This window comes from Bacteroides sp. MSK.20.82 (genome assembly GCF_019052485.1).
Taxonomy (GTDB): Bacteria; Bacteroidota; Bacteroidia; order Bacteroidales; family Bacteroidaceae; genus Bacteroides; species Bacteroides thetaiotaomicron.
Genome location: NZ_JAHQUN010000004.1, coordinates 258,932 through 275,657, shown reverse-complemented (window position 1 = coordinate 275,657; position 16,726 = coordinate 258,932). Strand labels below are relative to the sequence as shown.

13 protein-coding genes and 1 pseudogene are annotated in these 16,726 nt (G+C 42.3%); 5 read left to right on the top strand and 9 right to left on the bottom strand.

Annotated features, from left to right (window positions below):
• The first annotated feature begins 50 nt into the window (after positions 1–50).
• From KTR07_RS06965 to KTR07_RS06955, 3 genes are all read left to right on the top strand, one after another.
• Positions 51–947 carry a F0F1 ATP synthase subunit gamma gene (locus KTR07_RS06965; protein ID WP_062695034.1) on the top strand — a complete coding sequence of 299 codons (897 nt, stop codon included), beginning with the start codon at positions 51–53 and terminating at the stop codon, positions 945–947.
• A 165-nt stretch (positions 948–1,112) separates the two neighbouring features.
• Positions 1,113–3,080, top strand: coding sequence for an LruC domain-containing protein (locus KTR07_RS06960; RefSeq protein WP_062695036.1), 1,968 nt, complete (start codon positions 1,113–1,115; stop codon positions 3,078–3,080).
• Positions 3,081–3,313: 233 nt separating this feature from the next.
• Positions 3,314–5,872, top strand: a complete 2,559-nt coding sequence (locus tag KTR07_RS06955) for a helix-turn-helix domain-containing protein (protein WP_062695038.1) — start codon at positions 3,314–3,316, stop codon at positions 5,870–5,872.
• A 98-nt stretch (positions 5,873–5,970) separates the two neighbouring features.
• Here KTR07_RS06955 and KTR07_RS06950 read toward each other — a convergent pair whose 3' ends face one another.
• From KTR07_RS06950 to KTR07_RS06940, 3 genes are all read right to left on the bottom strand, one after another.
• The gene (locus KTR07_RS06950) at positions 5,971–6,591 is read right to left on the bottom strand and encodes a lysine exporter LysO family protein (protein WP_008761396.1); all 621 of its coding nucleotides are present in this window, start codon (positions 6,589–6,591) and stop codon (positions 5,971–5,973) included.
• A complete protein-coding gene (locus tag KTR07_RS06945) occupies positions 6,588–6,866 on the bottom strand; it encodes a LysO family transporter (protein WP_008765593.1) in 279 nt (92 codons plus the stop codon). Before KTR07_RS06945 ends, KTR07_RS06950 begins: the two co-directional genes overlap by 4 nt.
• A 529-nt stretch (positions 6,867–7,395) precedes the next feature.
• A complete protein-coding gene (locus KTR07_RS06940; protein ID WP_217315295.1) occupies positions 7,396–8,304 on the bottom strand; it encodes an NAD(P)-dependent oxidoreductase in 909 nt (302 codons plus the stop codon).
• Positions 8,305–8,508: 204 nt separating this feature from the next.
• On the opposite strand from KTR07_RS06940, the pseudogene KTR07_RS06935 reads away from it, so the two are divergent.
• Positions 8,509–8,625, top strand: a pseudogene (locus tag KTR07_RS06935) (RtcB family protein); the annotation flags it as partial.
• A 225-nt stretch (positions 8,626–8,850) separates the two neighbouring features.
• Here the strand turns inward: KTR07_RS06935 and KTR07_RS06930 are convergent.
• The 3 genes from KTR07_RS06930 to KTR07_RS06920 all read right to left on the bottom strand — a co-directional run bounded on the left by KTR07_RS06930 (position 8,851) and on the right by KTR07_RS06920 (position 12,218).
• On the bottom strand, positions 8,851–10,032 hold the full coding sequence (locus tag KTR07_RS06930) for a clostripain-related cysteine peptidase (protein ID WP_011107416.1): 1,182 nt from the start codon (positions 10,030–10,032) through the stop codon (positions 8,851–8,853).
• 349 nt (positions 10,033–10,381) lie between these two features.
• Positions 10,382–11,281: an AraC family transcriptional regulator gene (locus tag KTR07_RS06925; RefSeq protein WP_008761400.1), complete on the bottom strand. Its 900-nt coding sequence runs from the start codon at positions 11,279–11,281 to the stop codon at positions 10,382–10,384.
• 34 nt (positions 11,282–11,315) lie between these two features.
• The gene (locus KTR07_RS06920) at positions 11,316–12,218 is read right to left on the bottom strand and encodes an AraC family transcriptional regulator (protein WP_048695516.1); all 903 of its coding nucleotides are present in this window, start codon (positions 12,216–12,218) and stop codon (positions 11,316–11,318) included.
• 248 nt (positions 12,219–12,466) lie between these two features.
• Here KTR07_RS06920 and KTR07_RS06915 point away from each other — a divergent pair, with 248 nt between their 5' ends.
• On the top strand, positions 12,467–13,483 hold the full coding sequence (locus KTR07_RS06915; RefSeq protein ID WP_113748480.1) for an SDR family oxidoreductase: 1,017 nt from the start codon (positions 12,467–12,469) through the stop codon (positions 13,481–13,483).
• A gap of 149 nt (positions 13,484–13,632) precedes the next feature.
• On the opposite strand, the gene KTR07_RS06910 is transcribed toward KTR07_RS06915, so the two are convergent.
• The 3 genes from KTR07_RS06910 to KTR07_RS06900 form a co-directional block, all read right to left on the bottom strand.
• A complete protein-coding gene (locus tag KTR07_RS06910) occupies positions 13,633–14,169 on the bottom strand; it encodes a hypothetical protein (protein ID WP_008761403.1) in 537 nt (178 codons plus the stop codon).
• Between the two features lie 202 nt (positions 14,170–14,371).
• Positions 14,372–15,067, bottom strand: a complete 696-nt coding sequence (locus tag KTR07_RS06905; protein WP_016267442.1) for a response regulator transcription factor — start codon at positions 15,065–15,067, stop codon at positions 14,372–14,374.
• Positions 15,068–15,079: 12 nt separating this feature from the next.
• Entirely contained in the window at positions 15,080–16,594 is a 1,515-nt protein-coding gene (locus KTR07_RS06900; protein WP_048695512.1) for a sensor histidine kinase KdpD, read from the bottom strand.
• Positions 16,595–16,726 lie beyond the last annotated feature (132 nt).

The following is a 16,726-nucleotide window of genomic DNA, read 5'->3' as shown; positions in this document are numbered from 1 at the left end:
GGGACTGACTTTTGACACACACTCATTCTTAATTCTTAATTTAAATAGTTATGGCTTCACTGAAAGAAGTAAAAACCAGAATAAATTCGGTAAAGAGTACCCGAAAAATCACTTCAGCAATGAAGATGGTGGCTTCTGCCAAGTTACACAAGGCACAAGGAGCCATTGAAAATATGCTGCCTTATGAAAGGAAGCTCAACAAGATTCTGACCAACTTCCTGAGTGCCGACCTTCCTGTTGAATCTCCTTACATCAAGGCGAGGGAAGTGAAGCGTGTGGCAATCGTTGCCTTTTCTTCGAATACGTCGCTCTGTGGTGCTTTTAATGCAAATGTGATTAAGATGCTGCTGCAAACAGTCGGCGAGTTTCGTACACTGGGACAGGATAATATCCTGATATTCCCGGTAGGGAAGAAGGTGGATGAAGCAGTGAAACGCCTGGGATTCCAACCGCAGGAGACTTCACCGACGCTTTCCGACAAACCATCGTATCAGGAGGCTTCCGAACTGGCACATCGCCTGATGGAAATGTACGTATCCGGAGAAATAGACCGGGTAGAACTGATCTATCATCATTTTAAATCAATGGGCGTGCAGATTCTGCTTCGCGAAACTTATCTGCCTATTGACCTGACACGGGTCGTGGATGAGGAAGAGAAGCAAAAGGAAGAAGAAGTACAAGGAGGTGAAATAGCGAATGATTACATTATCGAACCTTCTGCAGAGGAACTGATCACCAATCTGATCCCAACGGTATTGAGCCAGAAGCTTTTTACGGCTGCCGTGGATTCGAACGCTTCGGAACATGCGGCACGCACATTGGCGATGCAGGTGGCTACGGACAATGCGAACGAATTGATCCAGGATTTGACGAAGCAATATAATAAGAGTCGCCAGCAGGCTATTACCAACGAATTATTGGATATCGTGGGTGGTTCTATGCAGTAAATAAAGATTGCACGATAACACTATTTTGTGAATCGGTATTCCGTTTTTAAGCTTTGTCCGGCTGGTAATTAAATAATCTATATATTTGAAAATTATTTGAGAGGTGAGATTGTTTTGATGGGAACAAAACAAGCCTTGATAACTAACAAAACAAATATATAGATTATGACACAAAAGCGATTATTCGGCATTTCTGGTGCTATTGCTACGGCAGCATTGATTGGTGGGCTGTTGGCTGGATGTATGGAAAAAGATCTGTACGATCCTAATTATGGAAAAGAACCTCTTCCGGACCCTAGCGAGTATTTCGGATTTGAAACACGTGGCGACGTGAAACTCTCAGTAAACTATGATGTCCCCGGACTTGTGGCTCTACTTGAAGTGTATGATGAAGACCCGATGGAAGTAGTGGACAATGTTCCGGTAAAGAAAGAAGGGGTTGAAGCTTTATTCAAAATTTTCACGGATGGAAATGGAAAATATGAAGGGAAAATGAATATTCCGACTTCTGTAGAGACTGTTTACTTGTATACATCAAGCTGGGGAGTGCCCCGATGCGTAAAACTAGATATCAAAGATGGGATGGCTAGTTTTGATATGAGTAAAAAGGATTCTTCTACTGCCAATACTAAAGCGGTAACGCGTTCTTATGACTTTTCGAAAGGTAACGTGCCGTATCTTATCAATTCCGGTGCTAATTTGTATTCATTGTGTAAGTGGGGAGAAGGAGGAAATCTCACCTATATTTATAATAGTCAAACAGGAAAGCCAGACCCTATTAATAATGGATATGTAACACCTCAAAAACAAGTGGGTAATGAATTGATTGGAAATCTTGTAGAACGTTTAAACTCTTTTTTCAAGCCATCCGGAGGTTCTGTTGACAACGCTTATTTGTATAAGGGATCTGAAATCACTAATATTAATGTAACACAAGAGGGAACTACGTTAGATTTGGTCTTTCTTGACAGGGACGCTTCATTTAATAATTCATTTGGATATTATTATTATAAAACAAGTGATGGAGTTAGTAACTCTAATATGAGGAAGTATATCGTATTTCCAAATGTTGCTTTTTCCGTATATAATGGAGCTTTATCTATTTTGAAGTGTGGAGATAAAGTACGTCTGCTCTTTTGGGGTGAGGATGGTAAACCAAGTGAGAAATTTCCGAAAGGATATACAGTAGGATGGTTTATATATGCAGATGGGTATCATCAAAATGAGAATGAAATTGACATTACAAAGCCATTAATAACTTCTAATGGGTATTCTAATGGTGGTTTCGTATCTGTAAAAGATGAAAAGAGTGGAAAAACCATTATTGGTGTGGAAGATGGAGCAAACAGAAGTTTTTGTGATCTACTATTTTATGTAGATGCTTCTCCGGAAAGTTCTATTGATAATCCGAACAGACCCAATATCCCGAGTGATGATAAACCAATAGAAAAGCCGGATGCACAGGAGAACTTAAAGGGGACTTTAGCCTTTGAAGATATTTGGCCTGACGGGGGAGATTATGACATGAACGACGTGGTCGTAGAATATAATCGTGCCATATATTTCAACACAGAAAACATGATAAATAAGATTGTGGATACATTTACGCCCACACACGACGGAGCGATGTATGATAATGCATTTGCTTATCAGATAGATGGAGGACAGTTTGGTAAAGTGACTTCAGATAAGGATATAAAAGTGGAGAGCGAAACGTCTTCTATTATTGTATTCCCAAGTGTAAAACAAGCTGTTAAGGGGAAAGTGGGTACATGTACGATAACCAGAACCTTTGAAAAGGCCACTTTTAATAAGGAGAATCTGAAGATATATAATCCGTACATTATAGTAAAATATGCGGCAGGGCAACAGAACCGGACGGAAGTACATCTGCCTAAATATTCACCGACATCTTATGCTGACAAATCGCTGATAGGTTCTAGTAAGGATGTCTATTACATTGATCGTGACGGAGCTTATCCGTTTGCCATCGATATTCCGATGTTGAATTTCATTCCGGTGACGGAGACGCATAACATTGATACGGAATATCCTTATTTCAAGAATTGGGCTGATTCTTGGGGATCAAAATCTACAGATTGGTACAAGAGATATCAGTCTTCCAAGAATTAAGAAACAAAAACAATTTCGATATATAACTGTGACACGACTTTGTGTTCTGATTTGATCCGGTCCCGGTGTACTTCAAGCGAGAAGAAACCGGGACCTTTTTTGTTTATTTGTATACAAATATTTCGGGAGTAAAGAAATGATGATGAAAATACCGGCTTGATTATTGCTTTTCCTTACATTCAATTTCGGTGGTTGGAATCTATTCAGTACCTTTACCGAAAATTAGAGGAAACATGGAAAATAATCCTGAACTACAACTAGCTTGGCAGTTCATTGAAAATACAGGCACGCATCTGTTTCTTACCGGAAAAGCCGGAACCGGAAAAACTACATTTCTAAAACGATTGAGAGAACATACCCCCAAGCGCATGGTCGTATTGGCTCCAACAGGAATCGCAGCTATCAACGCCGGAGGGGTGACGATTCATTCATTCTTTCAGTTGTCTTTTGCTCCGTTTGTGCCGGAAACGACTTTCAATTCTGCCAAGATGCACTACCGTTTCAGCAAAGAGAAACGGAATATTATCCGCAGCATGGATCTGCTTGTTATCGACGAAATCAGTATGGTACGTGCAGATTTGCTGGACGCTGTGGACGCGGCTTTACGTCGTTATCGTGACCGTGAAAAACCTTTCGGAGGTGTGCAGTTGCTGATGATCGGCGACTTGCAACAGTTGGCTCCTGTGGTAAAAGACAATGAATGGGAGCTACTGAAGAATCATTACGAGACTCCATATTTTTTTGCCAGCCGTGCACTGAAGGAAACGGTGTATATGACCATTGAACTAAAGAAAGTCTACCGTCAGAGTGATACTTTCTTTCTTTCTCTTCTGAACAAGATACGCGAAAATAAAGCAGATGATGAAGTGTTGAACGAATTGAATCGTCGTTATCAGCCCGGTTTTCGTCCACGGAAAGAAGAAGGGTATATCCGACTGACAACGCATAACTATCAGGCCCAGCAGGTGAACGACCGTGAACTGGCATCACTGTCCGGACGGGCTTATAGTTTTCGGGCGGAGATAGAGGGAAATTTTCCTGAGTACTCGTACCCTGCGGATGAAGTGCTTACAGTCAAAGAAGGAGCACAGATCATGTTCCTTAAGAATGACGTTTCATCAGAAAAACGTTACTATAACGGCATGATAGGCGAAGTGATGAGTGTTGACGAAAAAGGAATGTCCGTACGTGGAAAAGACAGTAGTGATGTCTTTCAGTTGTTGCCCGAAGAATGGGGGAATTATAAGTATGTGCTGAACGAAGAAACGAAGGAGATCACGGAAGAAATAGAAGGTGTGTTCCGGCAATATCCCATCCGTCTGGCGTGGGCTATCACGATTCATAAGAGTCAGGGTCTGACGTTTGAGCGGGCGATTATCGATGCTCGTAACTCTTTTGCTCATGGGCAGACGTATGTAGCATTGAGCCGTTGCAAGACTCTGGAAGGAATGGTGTTGGAGACTCCTTTGCGTAGGGAGGCGATAATCAGCGATAGCATTGTAGATAATTTCACAAAAGATGTGGAACAGAATAAACCGGGGAGCAAGCAGTTGAACGACATGCAAAAGGCTTATTTCTATGATCTGTTGAATGATTTATTTAATTTCTATTCGCTTGAGCAGGCTTATAAGCGGTTGCTCCGGATGATGGATGAAGAGTTTTATAAACTTTATCCAAAGTTGCTTGCCGAGTATAAAGAACTGGCTCCGCATCTCAAAGAGAAGGTGGTGGAAGTTTCCAATCGCTTTCGTAATCAATATACGCGTCTGATTAACGAGAATGAAAATTATGCCGGAAATGAGGAGCTACAGCAAAGGATTCATTCCGGTGCTGCTTATTTCTGTGAAGCATTGCTTCCTGTTCGGGTGCTGTTTGACAAGACCAGTATGCCTCTTGATAATAAAGAGTTGCGGAAACAACTGAATGAACGTTTGCAGGCATTGGATGATGCTTTATGGATTAAAGAGTCTTTGTTGGATGCGATGCGGACGGAGAAATTTACGGTAACGGATTATCTGAAACGGAAAGCGAAAGTGATGTTGAGTCTCGAAGGCGAAACTGCTTCTTCCGGTTCTTCCACCAAGGCTCCGAAGGAGAAAAAAGAACGGAAAGAACGCACTCGCAGCAATTCAGGAAAGGTGAAAATAGAAGTTCCGACGGATATTCTGCATCCGGAACTTTATCGTGCTCTGTCGGAATGGAGAACGGCAAAGACGCGCGAAGTGAATATGCCGGCTTATGTGATCATGCAGCAAAAGGCATTGATGGGTATTGTGAATCTGTTGCCGGATACACCAGTAGCTTTGGAAGCGATACCTTATTTCGGTGCGAAAGGAGTGGAGAAGTACGGACTTGAAATTTTGGGCATTGTGCGCAAATATATGAAGGAGAACAAACTGGAACGACCGGAGATCTTTACTTCTGTTTCGGGCGGAGAGGATGTACGTGAACAAAAGCTGGACGCGCAGCATCATGAGGATAAGAAGAAGCAGAAAGAGAAGAAGAAAGATTCAAAGCTGGTGAGTTATGAAATGTTCTGCCAAGGGATGACTATAGAGGAGATAGCCAAAACCCGTGATTTGGTGACAGGAACGATTGCTGCTCATCTGGAACATTATCTCCGCGAAGATAAAATAAAATTGGAACAGGTAGTGACAGCGGACAAGATTAAGAAGGTCCGGACTTATCTGGAAACCCATGAGTTTATGGGAGTGGTGGCTATTAAAGCTGCATTGGGAGATGAAGTTTCTTACGCTGATATTCGCTTTGTATTGGCGACGGCGGGGCATTAAAAAACTCATTTTAATAAAAAAATAATGTCCGAAAAGCTACTGACAGAATGATAGGTCAGATATGCTTTTCGGACATTATGGTATGATGGGGTACAGAGTTATAAGTTACAGAAGAAAGAAACGAATACAGGCACGCTGATATCGATCAGAATACCATGCAAAATAGCGATAGGAATCATTTCTTTTCCCGAATATCTGCTGATGGAAGGTAATAATACATCCATTGAGTTGACTCCTGCCGCTGAAATGGGAGCAAGTTTCCCGAAATACTTCTTGATAAGCGGTGTACCCAAAAGTGCCATCATTTCGCGAAAGATATTAGTCAGCAGGGCAATGGTACCCAGCTCTGTAGCCAACTGTATTCCGATGGTCGGTTCCTTGAACTGAGTGATCAGGATGGAAGACAGCGAATAATAGGCGAATCCGCTTCCTACTGCCATACAGTCGAATACACTCCATTGACTTAGCAAAATGCTTGCCAAGGCAGAAAACAACAATGTGCCGGTAATGGTACCCAATGGAATCAGCAGCATTTTCGGGTGCAAATGTGAGATGATCGCTTTCAGGTTCTTATTGGAACCGATGCTGATTCCTACTTGCAGCATCAACGCATATAGTATATACATGGAAACAGTATGTGTGTCGAACTGGAATTTATTAAAAACTCCCATGATACAGCCTACACAGAAAAATACGATAACGATGAGACTTCCTTTCATTGTTTACCTCCTTTCTTGAAAAATAGTTGTAACACAAGCCGGGCAGCCAACAAGCTCCCTAATACGCCGGATACGGCAAGAATGATCGCCTGCCATCCAAACTTACCGAGATTATTCACAATCAGGCTATTAGAGCCAATGGATACTCCAAGGATAAAGAGTAACAGGAATATTGTAAGAGAAATTGTCTTTTCAGTCTTTTGTAAGATACTCCAGTTACGTAATCCGTATCCGATACCGATTCCCAAAAACATGGTAGATATAATAGAGAACATATTGTAATATATTTTAGTTGGTTAGGTTAAACAATTCATAAATAGCATAGATAATCCCCAAAAAGACATACATCTTATTGACAATCAGATGGAAATACTGTCTGTGAGTAACGAAATAAGTCAACAGGCAGTTAGGGGTAAGAATGAGTAAGGGGAATTTAGATGAATCCGCTGAACCAATGTACATGCACGCAACATGACGTGCAGAAATTGGGAATTTCCGCATGAAATATAAGGGCGTTATGTAATTGTAATGTTTGATTCATCTTCTGGTTCTTTAATTCGGGTGCAAAGATAAGAACTTATTGCATATTTTCAAAATAAATATGCAATAATTAGAATGGGAAAGGTAGCTGAAACTAGGAATAGAATGTAGTAAAAACTTGGTTATGTAGACCTTAACCTTTATATATTATGTGTTTATATCATTTTTATTTAGTTGCCAGTTCGATGCCTGAGTCAAATTTCTATGTTGTGTAGAGCACATACTTTTATTTGTGCAAACAATCTGATTAATAGGATTTGTCGGTTAATGTTTCCACTCCATGAGGATGTCTTTCAGCTTTCGTGGCTGGTAACCAAGTATAGTCCGGGCTTTTGCTATACTCATCCCACTGAAACGGGGACGGGGAGTAGCTTCTTGCATTTCTTCTGTTGTGGCAGGGTGAACGAGCGAACGGTCCAGCTTCATGTAGTCTGCTACCTGAAAAGCAATTTCTGCGATGGTCAGGCATTCCTCGCCACAGATATGAAAAATTCCGTTTGCGGCATTTTCTACCAGGTGTTGTACTCCGGCTGATACGTCACCTACATAGGTGGGCGTGCGCCATTGATCTGATACGACACGGATTTCTTGTCCTGCATTCAAACGATTCATCACCAGTTGCACGATGTTTCCATGTTGTCCCGGCAATGCTTTTCCGTAGACAATCTCTACGCGGGCAATAGCATAGTTACTACAGATTTCAGTCACTTTCTCTTCTCCTTTCCATTTGGTGAAACCGTAATAGTTGACGGGAGCAGGGAGACTTTTTTCTGTATAAAGCTGTCCGGACTTCTCGTCTATCTTTCCGTCAAAGACGAAGTCTGTAGATAAATGAATGAACCGGCTTTTGTAACTTTCGCAAAGATGTGCCAATTGTTCTACTGCCGTAACATTTATTAGCCAGGCTTCTTCGTGATGCGTTTCGCAATAATCGGGGACGGATAAGGCGGAACAGTTGATGACTACATCGGGTTGTACGTCTTTAAAAAGTTGCTTTACGACTGCTTCATCCCGTATATCTGTGGTGATGAAATGATAGTTGCCTCCATTCTTCGGAAGGATATCCGGATGCAGGGAACATCCTGTTACCTTATATTGTGCCTTGCTCGACAGGTCATTCAGTATTTGGCGTCCGGTGAATCCATTGGCACCGATAATTATTATATTCTTCATGGGCTGTTTTATAGTCGTTCGTTTCAGTCATATGAGTTTTTCTCAGTCACATGAGTGAGTTTCGGTTCAGAAATGGCTTTTCTATATTTATTTTCACAAAAGTAGAAAATAATTTTAGTTACGCAAATAGATTTCGTAGTTCCCTTTTTCTTTTGCTCTTTTGCGAATTTAAGCATATCATTATCAGGTCCGATGCGCATGCCGGATGGATTGGATGAAGTACCGGGAGCTTACAAAGATATTGCGCAGGTAATTGCTAATGAGCGGGATTTAGTGAAACCTTTGGTGGAATTGGCGCCTATGGCGGTGATCAAAGGATAAAATTAGCTGACGAGATGAGGTATGGACATAAAAAAAGGAGCAACGCCTTGCTCCAACCTTTGTTAACCTTAAATCTAATACTATGAAAAACACATTGCAAAGATACGGACTTCTGCGAACTTTGCAAATTATCCAAGAATAATAGTATGTTTTATAACATTGATTAAGAATTTGAATTCTCAATTCTATTTTTATTAAGAGATTTCCTGATCTTATCTTTTGTTCTTAATGAGTAGCTGCATACCATGCTGTTTCTTCTTTTTTTGAGGCCAGCGAGTGCGTACTTGGATCGGAGATTGTAATACCGGAGAAGGTATTGATTTTCACTTCTCCTCTGCTCATCGAATAGAAATATTCTGTATTTCTTTTGAATGGCACCGTACGATTGAGCTGTTCGTTGAATCGTGCCACTAGAGTTTCATCAGGGCATAATTTTGAAACATAGTCACCATAGTCAAAGAAGATAACCGGATAATATCCGTCCAGTCTCTGTAAAGAACTGGTTAGTGAAGGATCAAAAGTATATCGATGATTAATTTCTTTCATAATAGTTGCCAGGTTATCAAGTTCTGAGCAATCAGTGACAGCGATTGTTCCGCAGGGTGTGCTATAAGTGGAATAAAAAGAGTAAAAACCGTCACAGATACCGGCATAATCTACTTTCCCAATTAGATACTGACCTATCTCGGCGTATGGCATACCATACGCCATCACTTCACTTGTAGATCCTATCAGATAATCAGTCACATCTTTGAGAGCGTAGGCTACTTCAATGCTTGACATATAGCAGTCGTCAAAGAGTATATATTCCATTTTAAGTCCGGCATTGGATATTCCTTTGGCAAGTGTGGTTATATCAGTCTGATATTGGGCATTTAATCCTCCGAAGTAGCGTGTCATTGGTACATTTTCGTATTCCCAGTGCATTTTGGTACGAAGACCGCTACGTGATTTAGAATTTGATACGGGTATCCATCCCATGCCATGACAGCCGATAACCATCGAATAGCGTTTGGTGGGAGAGTAGCGTTGCACATCATTTAGGATGGATGTGATACCTTCTGCTGTGGTATATGCAGGATCTGTATAGTTCTTTAGAGTTTTATGCACACTCTTGCCATTCTCATAAGCGAGTTCAAAAAGAGTGGCTTTCGTTGCTGTGGTACACATGAAAATGATTATCCGTTCATCCTTCAAGATATTCTTTTCAACTACACTTTCAAGGTCGCTGATGTTCTGATAGAAATTGGATGTGAGATTATCAGACCAGGGGAGATACATGAATACCGTTTGTTCTGTAGGTACCGGAACTGGCTCTTCCTTTTCGCACGAAGTCATGCCAAAAGAAAGGAATAGTACGATGATAACTGATTTAATCAAATGGTGATATTTCCGCTCTGTCTTCATTGTTTTGTCAGGATTAAAGTTACTTCTTGATATATAACGTAAAAAGAGCACTTTTTGATTTATATATTCAGAATATAATCTGAATGTATCCTTTTCAAGTGTTACTGCAAATCTACTGAAAAATAATGTAATTCTACTATATACGAAAGTCCAATAGCTCACGTATGGACATAAAAAAAGGAGCAACGCCTTGCTCCAACCTTTGTTAACCTTAAATCTAATACTATGAAAAACACATTGCAAAGATACGGACTTCTGTGAACTTTGCAAATTATCCAAGAAAAATAGTATGTTTTATAACATTGATTAAGAATTTGAATTCTTAATTCTATTTTTATTAAGAGAAAAGTCAGTTAGGCATCTTGAAATCATTCGGCAAACAACCGGTGATCTTCTTAAACAGGCGGCTGAAATATTGCGGATTCCGGAAACCGAGTTCCTGCGCTATCTGGCTGAGTGTTTTATCTGTATTTATCAACCACTCTTTAGCTATCTCGAAACGCTTGAACTGAAGATATTCTTTGTACGATTTCCCCGTTTCATATTCCAGCAAATCATTGAAATATGCGGGAGAAAGACGAAGTACTCTGACGCACTCCTCAATAGTGGGAAGATCGGAGGACTGACTTTGTATAGTATTGAAATGATCATCCAAAAGACGGTCAAACCGTTCGATAATCTTTTTGTTAGCCTCATTGCGTGTGATGAACTGGCGTTCGTAGAAGCGTTCGCAATAATCAAGCAGTAGTTCGATGTATTTGGAAATGATCTTCTGACTATAGCAGTCGATACAGCGTTGCAATTCTTCATTTATTTTATCCAGAAGTTCCAGTATGACCTGCTTTTCACGTAATGAAACATGCAGTGCTTCTTCGGGACGATAAGAGAAGAAAGTATAGTCACGAATGTTCGCTCCAAGCACAGTGCCGCAGATCAAGTCGGGATGAAACGCCAGTATCCATCCTTTGGAAGGACGTGTGTTGTCACTATCCTTCATACTGATTGACTCGCCGGGAGTCAGACAGAGAAGTGTCCCGTCCGAGAAGTCGTAGTACTGATGTCCGTATCTGTAGGCTTCACATTTGCATTCGCTCAACAGAATCGTGTAAAATCCGAATTTGAAATCCGTATGGGAGGATAAATCGGCTTTTGAAAGGTCGATGACACTGACCAGAGGGTGCAGCGTCTTACTCCCCATGCAGCAATTACATTGATGCACACTTCCTATCTTAAGTACTTTATCTCCCATGACGTAACTAATATCCTGATTAGTGGAGCTGTTTTTAGTTCTGTTGCTTATATTCGTTTGGCGTACATCCGACATTCTTTTTGAACAACCGGCTGAAATGCTGCGGATACTGGAACCCCAGTTCATACGCAATCTGGCTGACCGTCTGGCTGCCTTCTAATATCCGTTCCTTGGCAAGTTCTATGATCCGGTGCTGGATATATTCCTGTGCCGTTTTTCCTGTTTCTTTCTTGATCAGGTCTCCGAAGTAATTGGAAGAAAGGCAGACCTTGTCCGCAAAGTATTTTACAGAAGGAAGTCCTTCGGTAAGTGCAGTCTGATTCTGAAAATACTCGTCCAATAACTGTTCGAACTTCACGATGATATCTTTATTAGCCTGATTACGGGTGATGAATTGCCGTTCGTAGAAGCGCATGCAATAGTCGAGCAATAGTTCTATATTGCGGACAATGAGCTGCTTGCTGTGTTTGTCGATGGCATGTTCCAGTTCGATTTGTATTTTGTGGATACAGTCGGTCACGATTTCCCTTTCCTGTTCGGAGAGATGCAGTGCTTCATTCACTTCGTAAGAGAAGAAATTATAGTGTTTGATGTTCTGCCCTAAAGAAGTTCCCCGGATTAAATCGGGATGAAATAAAAGGCCGATAGATTTTGTACGAATTGGTGTCTGCTTGCGGTTATCTATCCCGATAACCTGTCCCGGAGCCATGCAGACAACGGTTCCTTCCTGATAGTCATAATACTTCCGTCCATATCTGAGATCGCCACATTTTGCGTCTTTCAGAAACAGAGAGTAGAATCCGATATTCATACGATAGTAGTCTACCGTCTTTGTCGCTTTCGAAAAGTCGATCACGTTTACCAGCGGGTGCAAGGTCTCTAGTCCGAACAGTTGGTCATACTGGTCAATGCTTTCAATTTTTGTTATTTCTTCCATACGGCTTACAGTTTTGATCTGTCACAAAGATAAAGCTTTTAAATGTATCTTTCTCATTCCGGATTTGCAAAACAGTAATTTGGGTATAAGATTCAGTAATTTGTATACAATGCCGGCGGGCAGTGGGATGCAAACTCACTTTTTCCAGCTAAATATCAGCGTGTCGGAAACAAAAAAACGGGATAATCACGGGATGTGAATAGTAGAATTAATATATTTGTTCCTGCGAATTTAAAAAGACTTGTTTTATGAAAGCATTATTCATTGGAGGAACCGGTACGATCAGTACCGATGTAGTAGAATTGGCTCAACAGAGAGGGTGGGAGATAACACTGCTTAACCGGGGCTCAAAAAAACTGCCGGAAGGTGTGGGCAGTATCATTGCCGACATTCACGATGAGGAAGCTGTGGCGAAAGCTATTGCAGATGAAAGTTATGATGTCGTAGCTCAGTTCATCGCTTACACGGCAGAAGATGTAGAACGTGATATCCGTCTGTTCCGTAATAAGACGAAACAATATATTTTTATCAGCAGTGCATCCGCCTACCAAAAACCGTTGGCTGATTACCGTATTACGGAAAGTACCCCTTTAGTGAATCCTTACTGGCAATATTCACGGCATAAGATTGCCGCCGAAGAAGTGTTGATGACAGCATACCGTACCACCGGTTTCCCGATTACGATTGTCCGTCCCAGCCATACGTATAATGGAACGAAACCTCCTGTAAGCCTGCATGGAAATAAGGGGAACTGGCAGATACTTAAACGTATCCTTGACGGGAAACCGGTTATTATCCCCGGTGACGGAAGTTCCTTGTGGACACTGACACATTCCAAAGATTTTGCCAAAGGATACGTAGGACTGATGGCGAACCCTCATGCCATCGGGAATGCCTTCCATATCACCACAGATGAGAGTATGACTTGGAATCAGATTTATCAAACCATTGCCGATGCGCTGGGGAGACCTTTGAACGCACTCCATGTGGCTTCCGATTTTCTTGCGAGACATGGCGGGAACTATGACTTTCGGGGCGAACTGTTGGGGGACAAAGCCGCAACGGTAGTCTTTGATAATTCGAAAATAAAACGCCTTGTGCCGGACTTTATCTGTACAACTTCGATGGCGGACGGTTTAAAGCAGTCAGTACAATACATGCTTTTGCACCCCGAAACACAGACTCCTGATCCGGAGTTCGATTCATGGTGCGACCGTGTAGCCGACGCGATGGCTGCGGCAGACAGAGCTTTTGAAGCAGAATAAACGTTAGTTGAGTAAATAACCATCTTGTTATTGATGATTGAAATATCCTATTAGCATATTCTGATTAGCTATTAGCTAATCGGATTATGCTAATAGCTAATCAGAATATGCTAATAGCCGAAACAAGTCGATCATAATGAGTAGCGTAGTTAATAAAGACCGTTCCGCCCCTGCTGAACCTCTATCCGGATACCGAAATTACCATTGGAGGACTTCAGTTCGAATGCTCCCCGGAAATTATTCTTCTCCCAAGGCATGGCACTACGGTTGGGCACTTTCCATCCGTCTTTGTCATAGTCTCCGTATGTATTGATTTTCCATCCGTTTTTCAGTTTGAAGGTACCCATCTGCATGAACTGCGGTGAAGACGACAATCCCCAGCCATACCCATATCCGAAACCGGAGAAAGGGGAAGAAAATGCGTCGGTGAATCCCTGCGTATAGGTCGCGTCTGTATTCAGACGGAATATCTGATTATAGTCTTTACTTACATCCGGTACATCGAGACTGAATTTCGGAAGTTTGGGAGGGGCCACATTCATTAATCCCATATCGAGCAGGAAGCCACCGAATTCCTTTATATTGCTCGACGGAGCACGACGAATACTATCGGAAGGAACTTCCGACTGTGCGGATGCAAAACCGACCGATAATATCAGCGAAAGAAATAGAATCAGTTTTCTCATCTTCGTAAAGGTTGATTGATGACAAAGATAGAGATTTTTAGTCTGACTGCCTGCTTCCGTTATGTTTTCTTAGAGAAAAATCCTTTAAAAAGGAGTGTGCCACTGTCTCGTCGGGATGGTGTCACTATCCCACTAAGATAGTGTAAGTATCCTGTGGGGATAGTGACACTATACCAGTAGGATAGTGACACTATTTTAGAGCTTAGTTTGCAATGAGTTTATAGCCGATTCCCCGCACATTGACGATACGTATTTGCTCATCCTGCGACAACTTATGCCGCAGTTTCGTGATGAACACATGCAGACTCCGGGAATTGAAGAAACTGTCATCTCCCCAAAGTTCCAGCAGAACGTCCTGCGTATTGACCACCTGATTCCGGTTCTCACAAAGCCGTTTCAGTATTTCCGACTCGCGGTGGGAGAGTTCCTGTCTCACTCCGGCATGCAGCAATGTCTGCGCGACCGGATCGAACAGATAACTTCCTATCTCAAAACGGCTGGATACCTTTGTCTCCGTGAAGCTGAACGCTTTTCCCATCAGCGCCTTGATACGTATGATCAGTTCCTGCATGCCGAAAGGCTTTTTCAGATAATCGTTTGCTCCGAGTTCGAATCCTTCTACTACATCGTTGATGGCCGAACGGGCAGTCAGAAACAGTACAGGTGTCTGCTTGTCCGTCTGCCGGATGCGGCGTACCATTTCGAAGCCGTCCATTTTGGGCATCATCACATCGGCCACCAGCACGTCCGGCCGAAGTTCAAAGAAAAGATGCAATCCTTCTTCGCCGTCGGAGGCGGTATGGATGGTAAAACCGTTTTCCTCGAGCGTATCTTTGATAATCATGGCGAGTGTCAGTTCGTCTTCCACCAACAATACTGTAATGTCGTTTTTGCTCATGGTTTTGATGTTTTAGATAGTAATGGTAAATGTACTTCCTTTGCCGGATTCACTTTTGACGGTGATGGTGCCTCCATGTTTTTCGACCATGCTTTTGACATAGAAAAGTCCTAAGCCGTATCCTTTCACGTTATGAAGATTTCCGGTCGGAACACGATAGAATTTGTCGAATATATGTTTCTGCTTATCCAGGGGAATACCTATTCCATGATCGGAGACGGTGATAGTCACTGTTTCCCCCGTTTGGCGGCACTGAATCATAATCTCTGCTTCTTGTTTCGAATATTTCACGGCATTGTCTATCAGGTTACTGATGATATTGCTGAAATGAGTGCGGTCGGCTACTATCGTCAGTGCTTCCGGTTCTGTTTCCAGTGTTATGTGTACGGGGATATCCGCTTTTAGCTGGTGCTGCTCTATTAAAGAAGTAATCAGTTCTTTCAGACAAATCTCTTCGGGGTGCAGTCTGAACGTCTTGCGGCTTTCCATGCTCATGGAAAGAATCTGTTCGACGAGTCCGCTCAAGCGCTGTAGCTGTTCTTGGCTGATGCGCAGATATTGGTCACGTTTGCTCTTTTCTTCCGCCTGGTTGAAATTCAGCAGTGCATCGTTGGCGGCATACGCCACGGCAATCGGGGTCTTTAACTCATGCGTGATGTTGTTCGTAAAGTTGCTCTTCATTTCTTCCAGCGTCTTTTGTTTCAGCAGTGTGCGGATGAGGAACCAGAAGGAAAATCCGAGGATGAGGAAGATGACAAATGAAGTGACCAGGATGCCGGTCATTTGTTTCCATACCAGTGAGGTGATGGGTTCCATTATCAGTTGGTAGCGTTGACTGTGATGCCTGTTGAATTCGTAATCGTAGCGGATGGCTTTCGGGCTGGGGATATAGGTGCTGTCTCCTGCGATGCCCAGTGTATCTATGAATGTCTGGGATGAATCCTGAGTGGCTCCGCTGTATATATATAAGGTGTGGTGAGGTACATCTATGTTGTGTGCTTTCAGTACATCGGTCAGTAGACTGTCATATTTTTGCAGGTTGATGTCGATGTAGGTGTCCACGCCGGAGTGCATACCCTGTTGGACGCTGAGTATGAGTTCTTTCATCGAGTCCTGTCTCTTTAATAATACATCGAGTCCGCTTTCGCTGGAGGCAACGGCGCTGGCATCCGGATCATTGTCATTGACGGCCAGGGTATCTACTGCTGTTTCCGTGCGTGTATGCAGGGTGTCTTTGTAGGTACTGTCTGTATAAGAGACAGTCTGGCTTGTCACCAGCGACTTGCCGTCTGCACCATATCCGGCGGAAACGGTGACCGAACCATGTTCCACATTATCCTTTTGCAGTTCGTTGACGCGAAGCACGATTTCATTAAAGTCGCTCGTACGCATGGCGTCTTTGATATTATTGTTCATTTCCTGCTTCATCGTGCGGTAAAGCCCTGTCAGCCAATATGTCTGGTAAACAAAGATGCCTGTCAGCGAGCAGATGACAAGGATAATGATATGTTTCAACGGTAGTTTCATACGGACAAAGATAGTATGAAACTGTTATTTTTCTTCTCTTTGATAAGACTAAATAACACTAGATAAGCCGGCGATAACGTAAAGTTTCGTTTTTTCTCCCGTATTTTGCAGCATACTCAAAAATAAATGCGA

Excerpts from the sequence above, each read along its gene's own strand:
- KTR07_RS06965 (WP_062695034.1), top strand. The coding sequence starts at position 51 with ATGGCTTCACTGAAAGAAGTAAAAACCAGAATAAATTCGGTAAAGAGT.
- KTR07_RS06960 (WP_062695036.1), top strand. The coding sequence starts at position 1,113 with ATGACACAAAAGCGATTATTCGGCATTTCTGGTGCTATTGCTACGGCA.
- KTR07_RS06955 (WP_062695038.1), top strand. The coding sequence starts at position 3,314 with ATGGAAAATAATCCTGAACTACAACTAGCTTGGCAGTTCATTGAAAAT.
- KTR07_RS06950 (WP_008761396.1), bottom strand. The coding sequence starts at position 6,591 with ATGAAAGGAAGTCTCATCGTTATCGTATTTTTCTGTGTAGGCTGTATC.
- KTR07_RS06945 (WP_008765593.1), bottom strand. The coding sequence starts at position 6,866 with ATGTTCTCTATTATATCTACCATGTTTTTGGGAATCGGTATCGGATAC.
- KTR07_RS06940 (WP_217315295.1), bottom strand. The coding sequence starts at position 8,304 with ATGAAGAATATAATAATTATCGGTGCCAATGGATTCACCGGACGCCAA.
- KTR07_RS06930 (WP_011107416.1), bottom strand. The coding sequence starts at position 10,032 with ATGAAGACAGAGCGGAAATATCACCATTTGATTAAATCAGTTATCATC.
- KTR07_RS06925 (WP_008761400.1), bottom strand. The coding sequence starts at position 11,281 with ATGGGAGATAAAGTACTTAAGATAGGAAGTGTGCATCAATGTAATTGC.
- KTR07_RS06920 (WP_048695516.1), bottom strand. The coding sequence starts at position 12,218 with ATGGAAGAAATAACAAAAATTGAAAGCATTGACCAGTATGACCAACTG.
- KTR07_RS06915 (WP_113748480.1), top strand. The coding sequence starts at position 12,467 with ATGAAAGCATTATTCATTGGAGGAACCGGTACGATCAGTACCGATGTA.
- KTR07_RS06910 (WP_008761403.1), bottom strand. The coding sequence starts at position 14,169 with ATGAGAAAACTGATTCTATTTCTTTCGCTGATATTATCGGTCGGTTTT.
- KTR07_RS06905 (WP_016267442.1), bottom strand. The coding sequence starts at position 15,067 with ATGAGCAAAAACGACATTACAGTATTGTTGGTGGAAGACGAACTGACA.
- KTR07_RS06900 (WP_048695512.1), bottom strand. The coding sequence starts at position 16,594 with ATGAAACTACCGTTGAAACATATCATTATCCTTGTCATCTGCTCGCTG.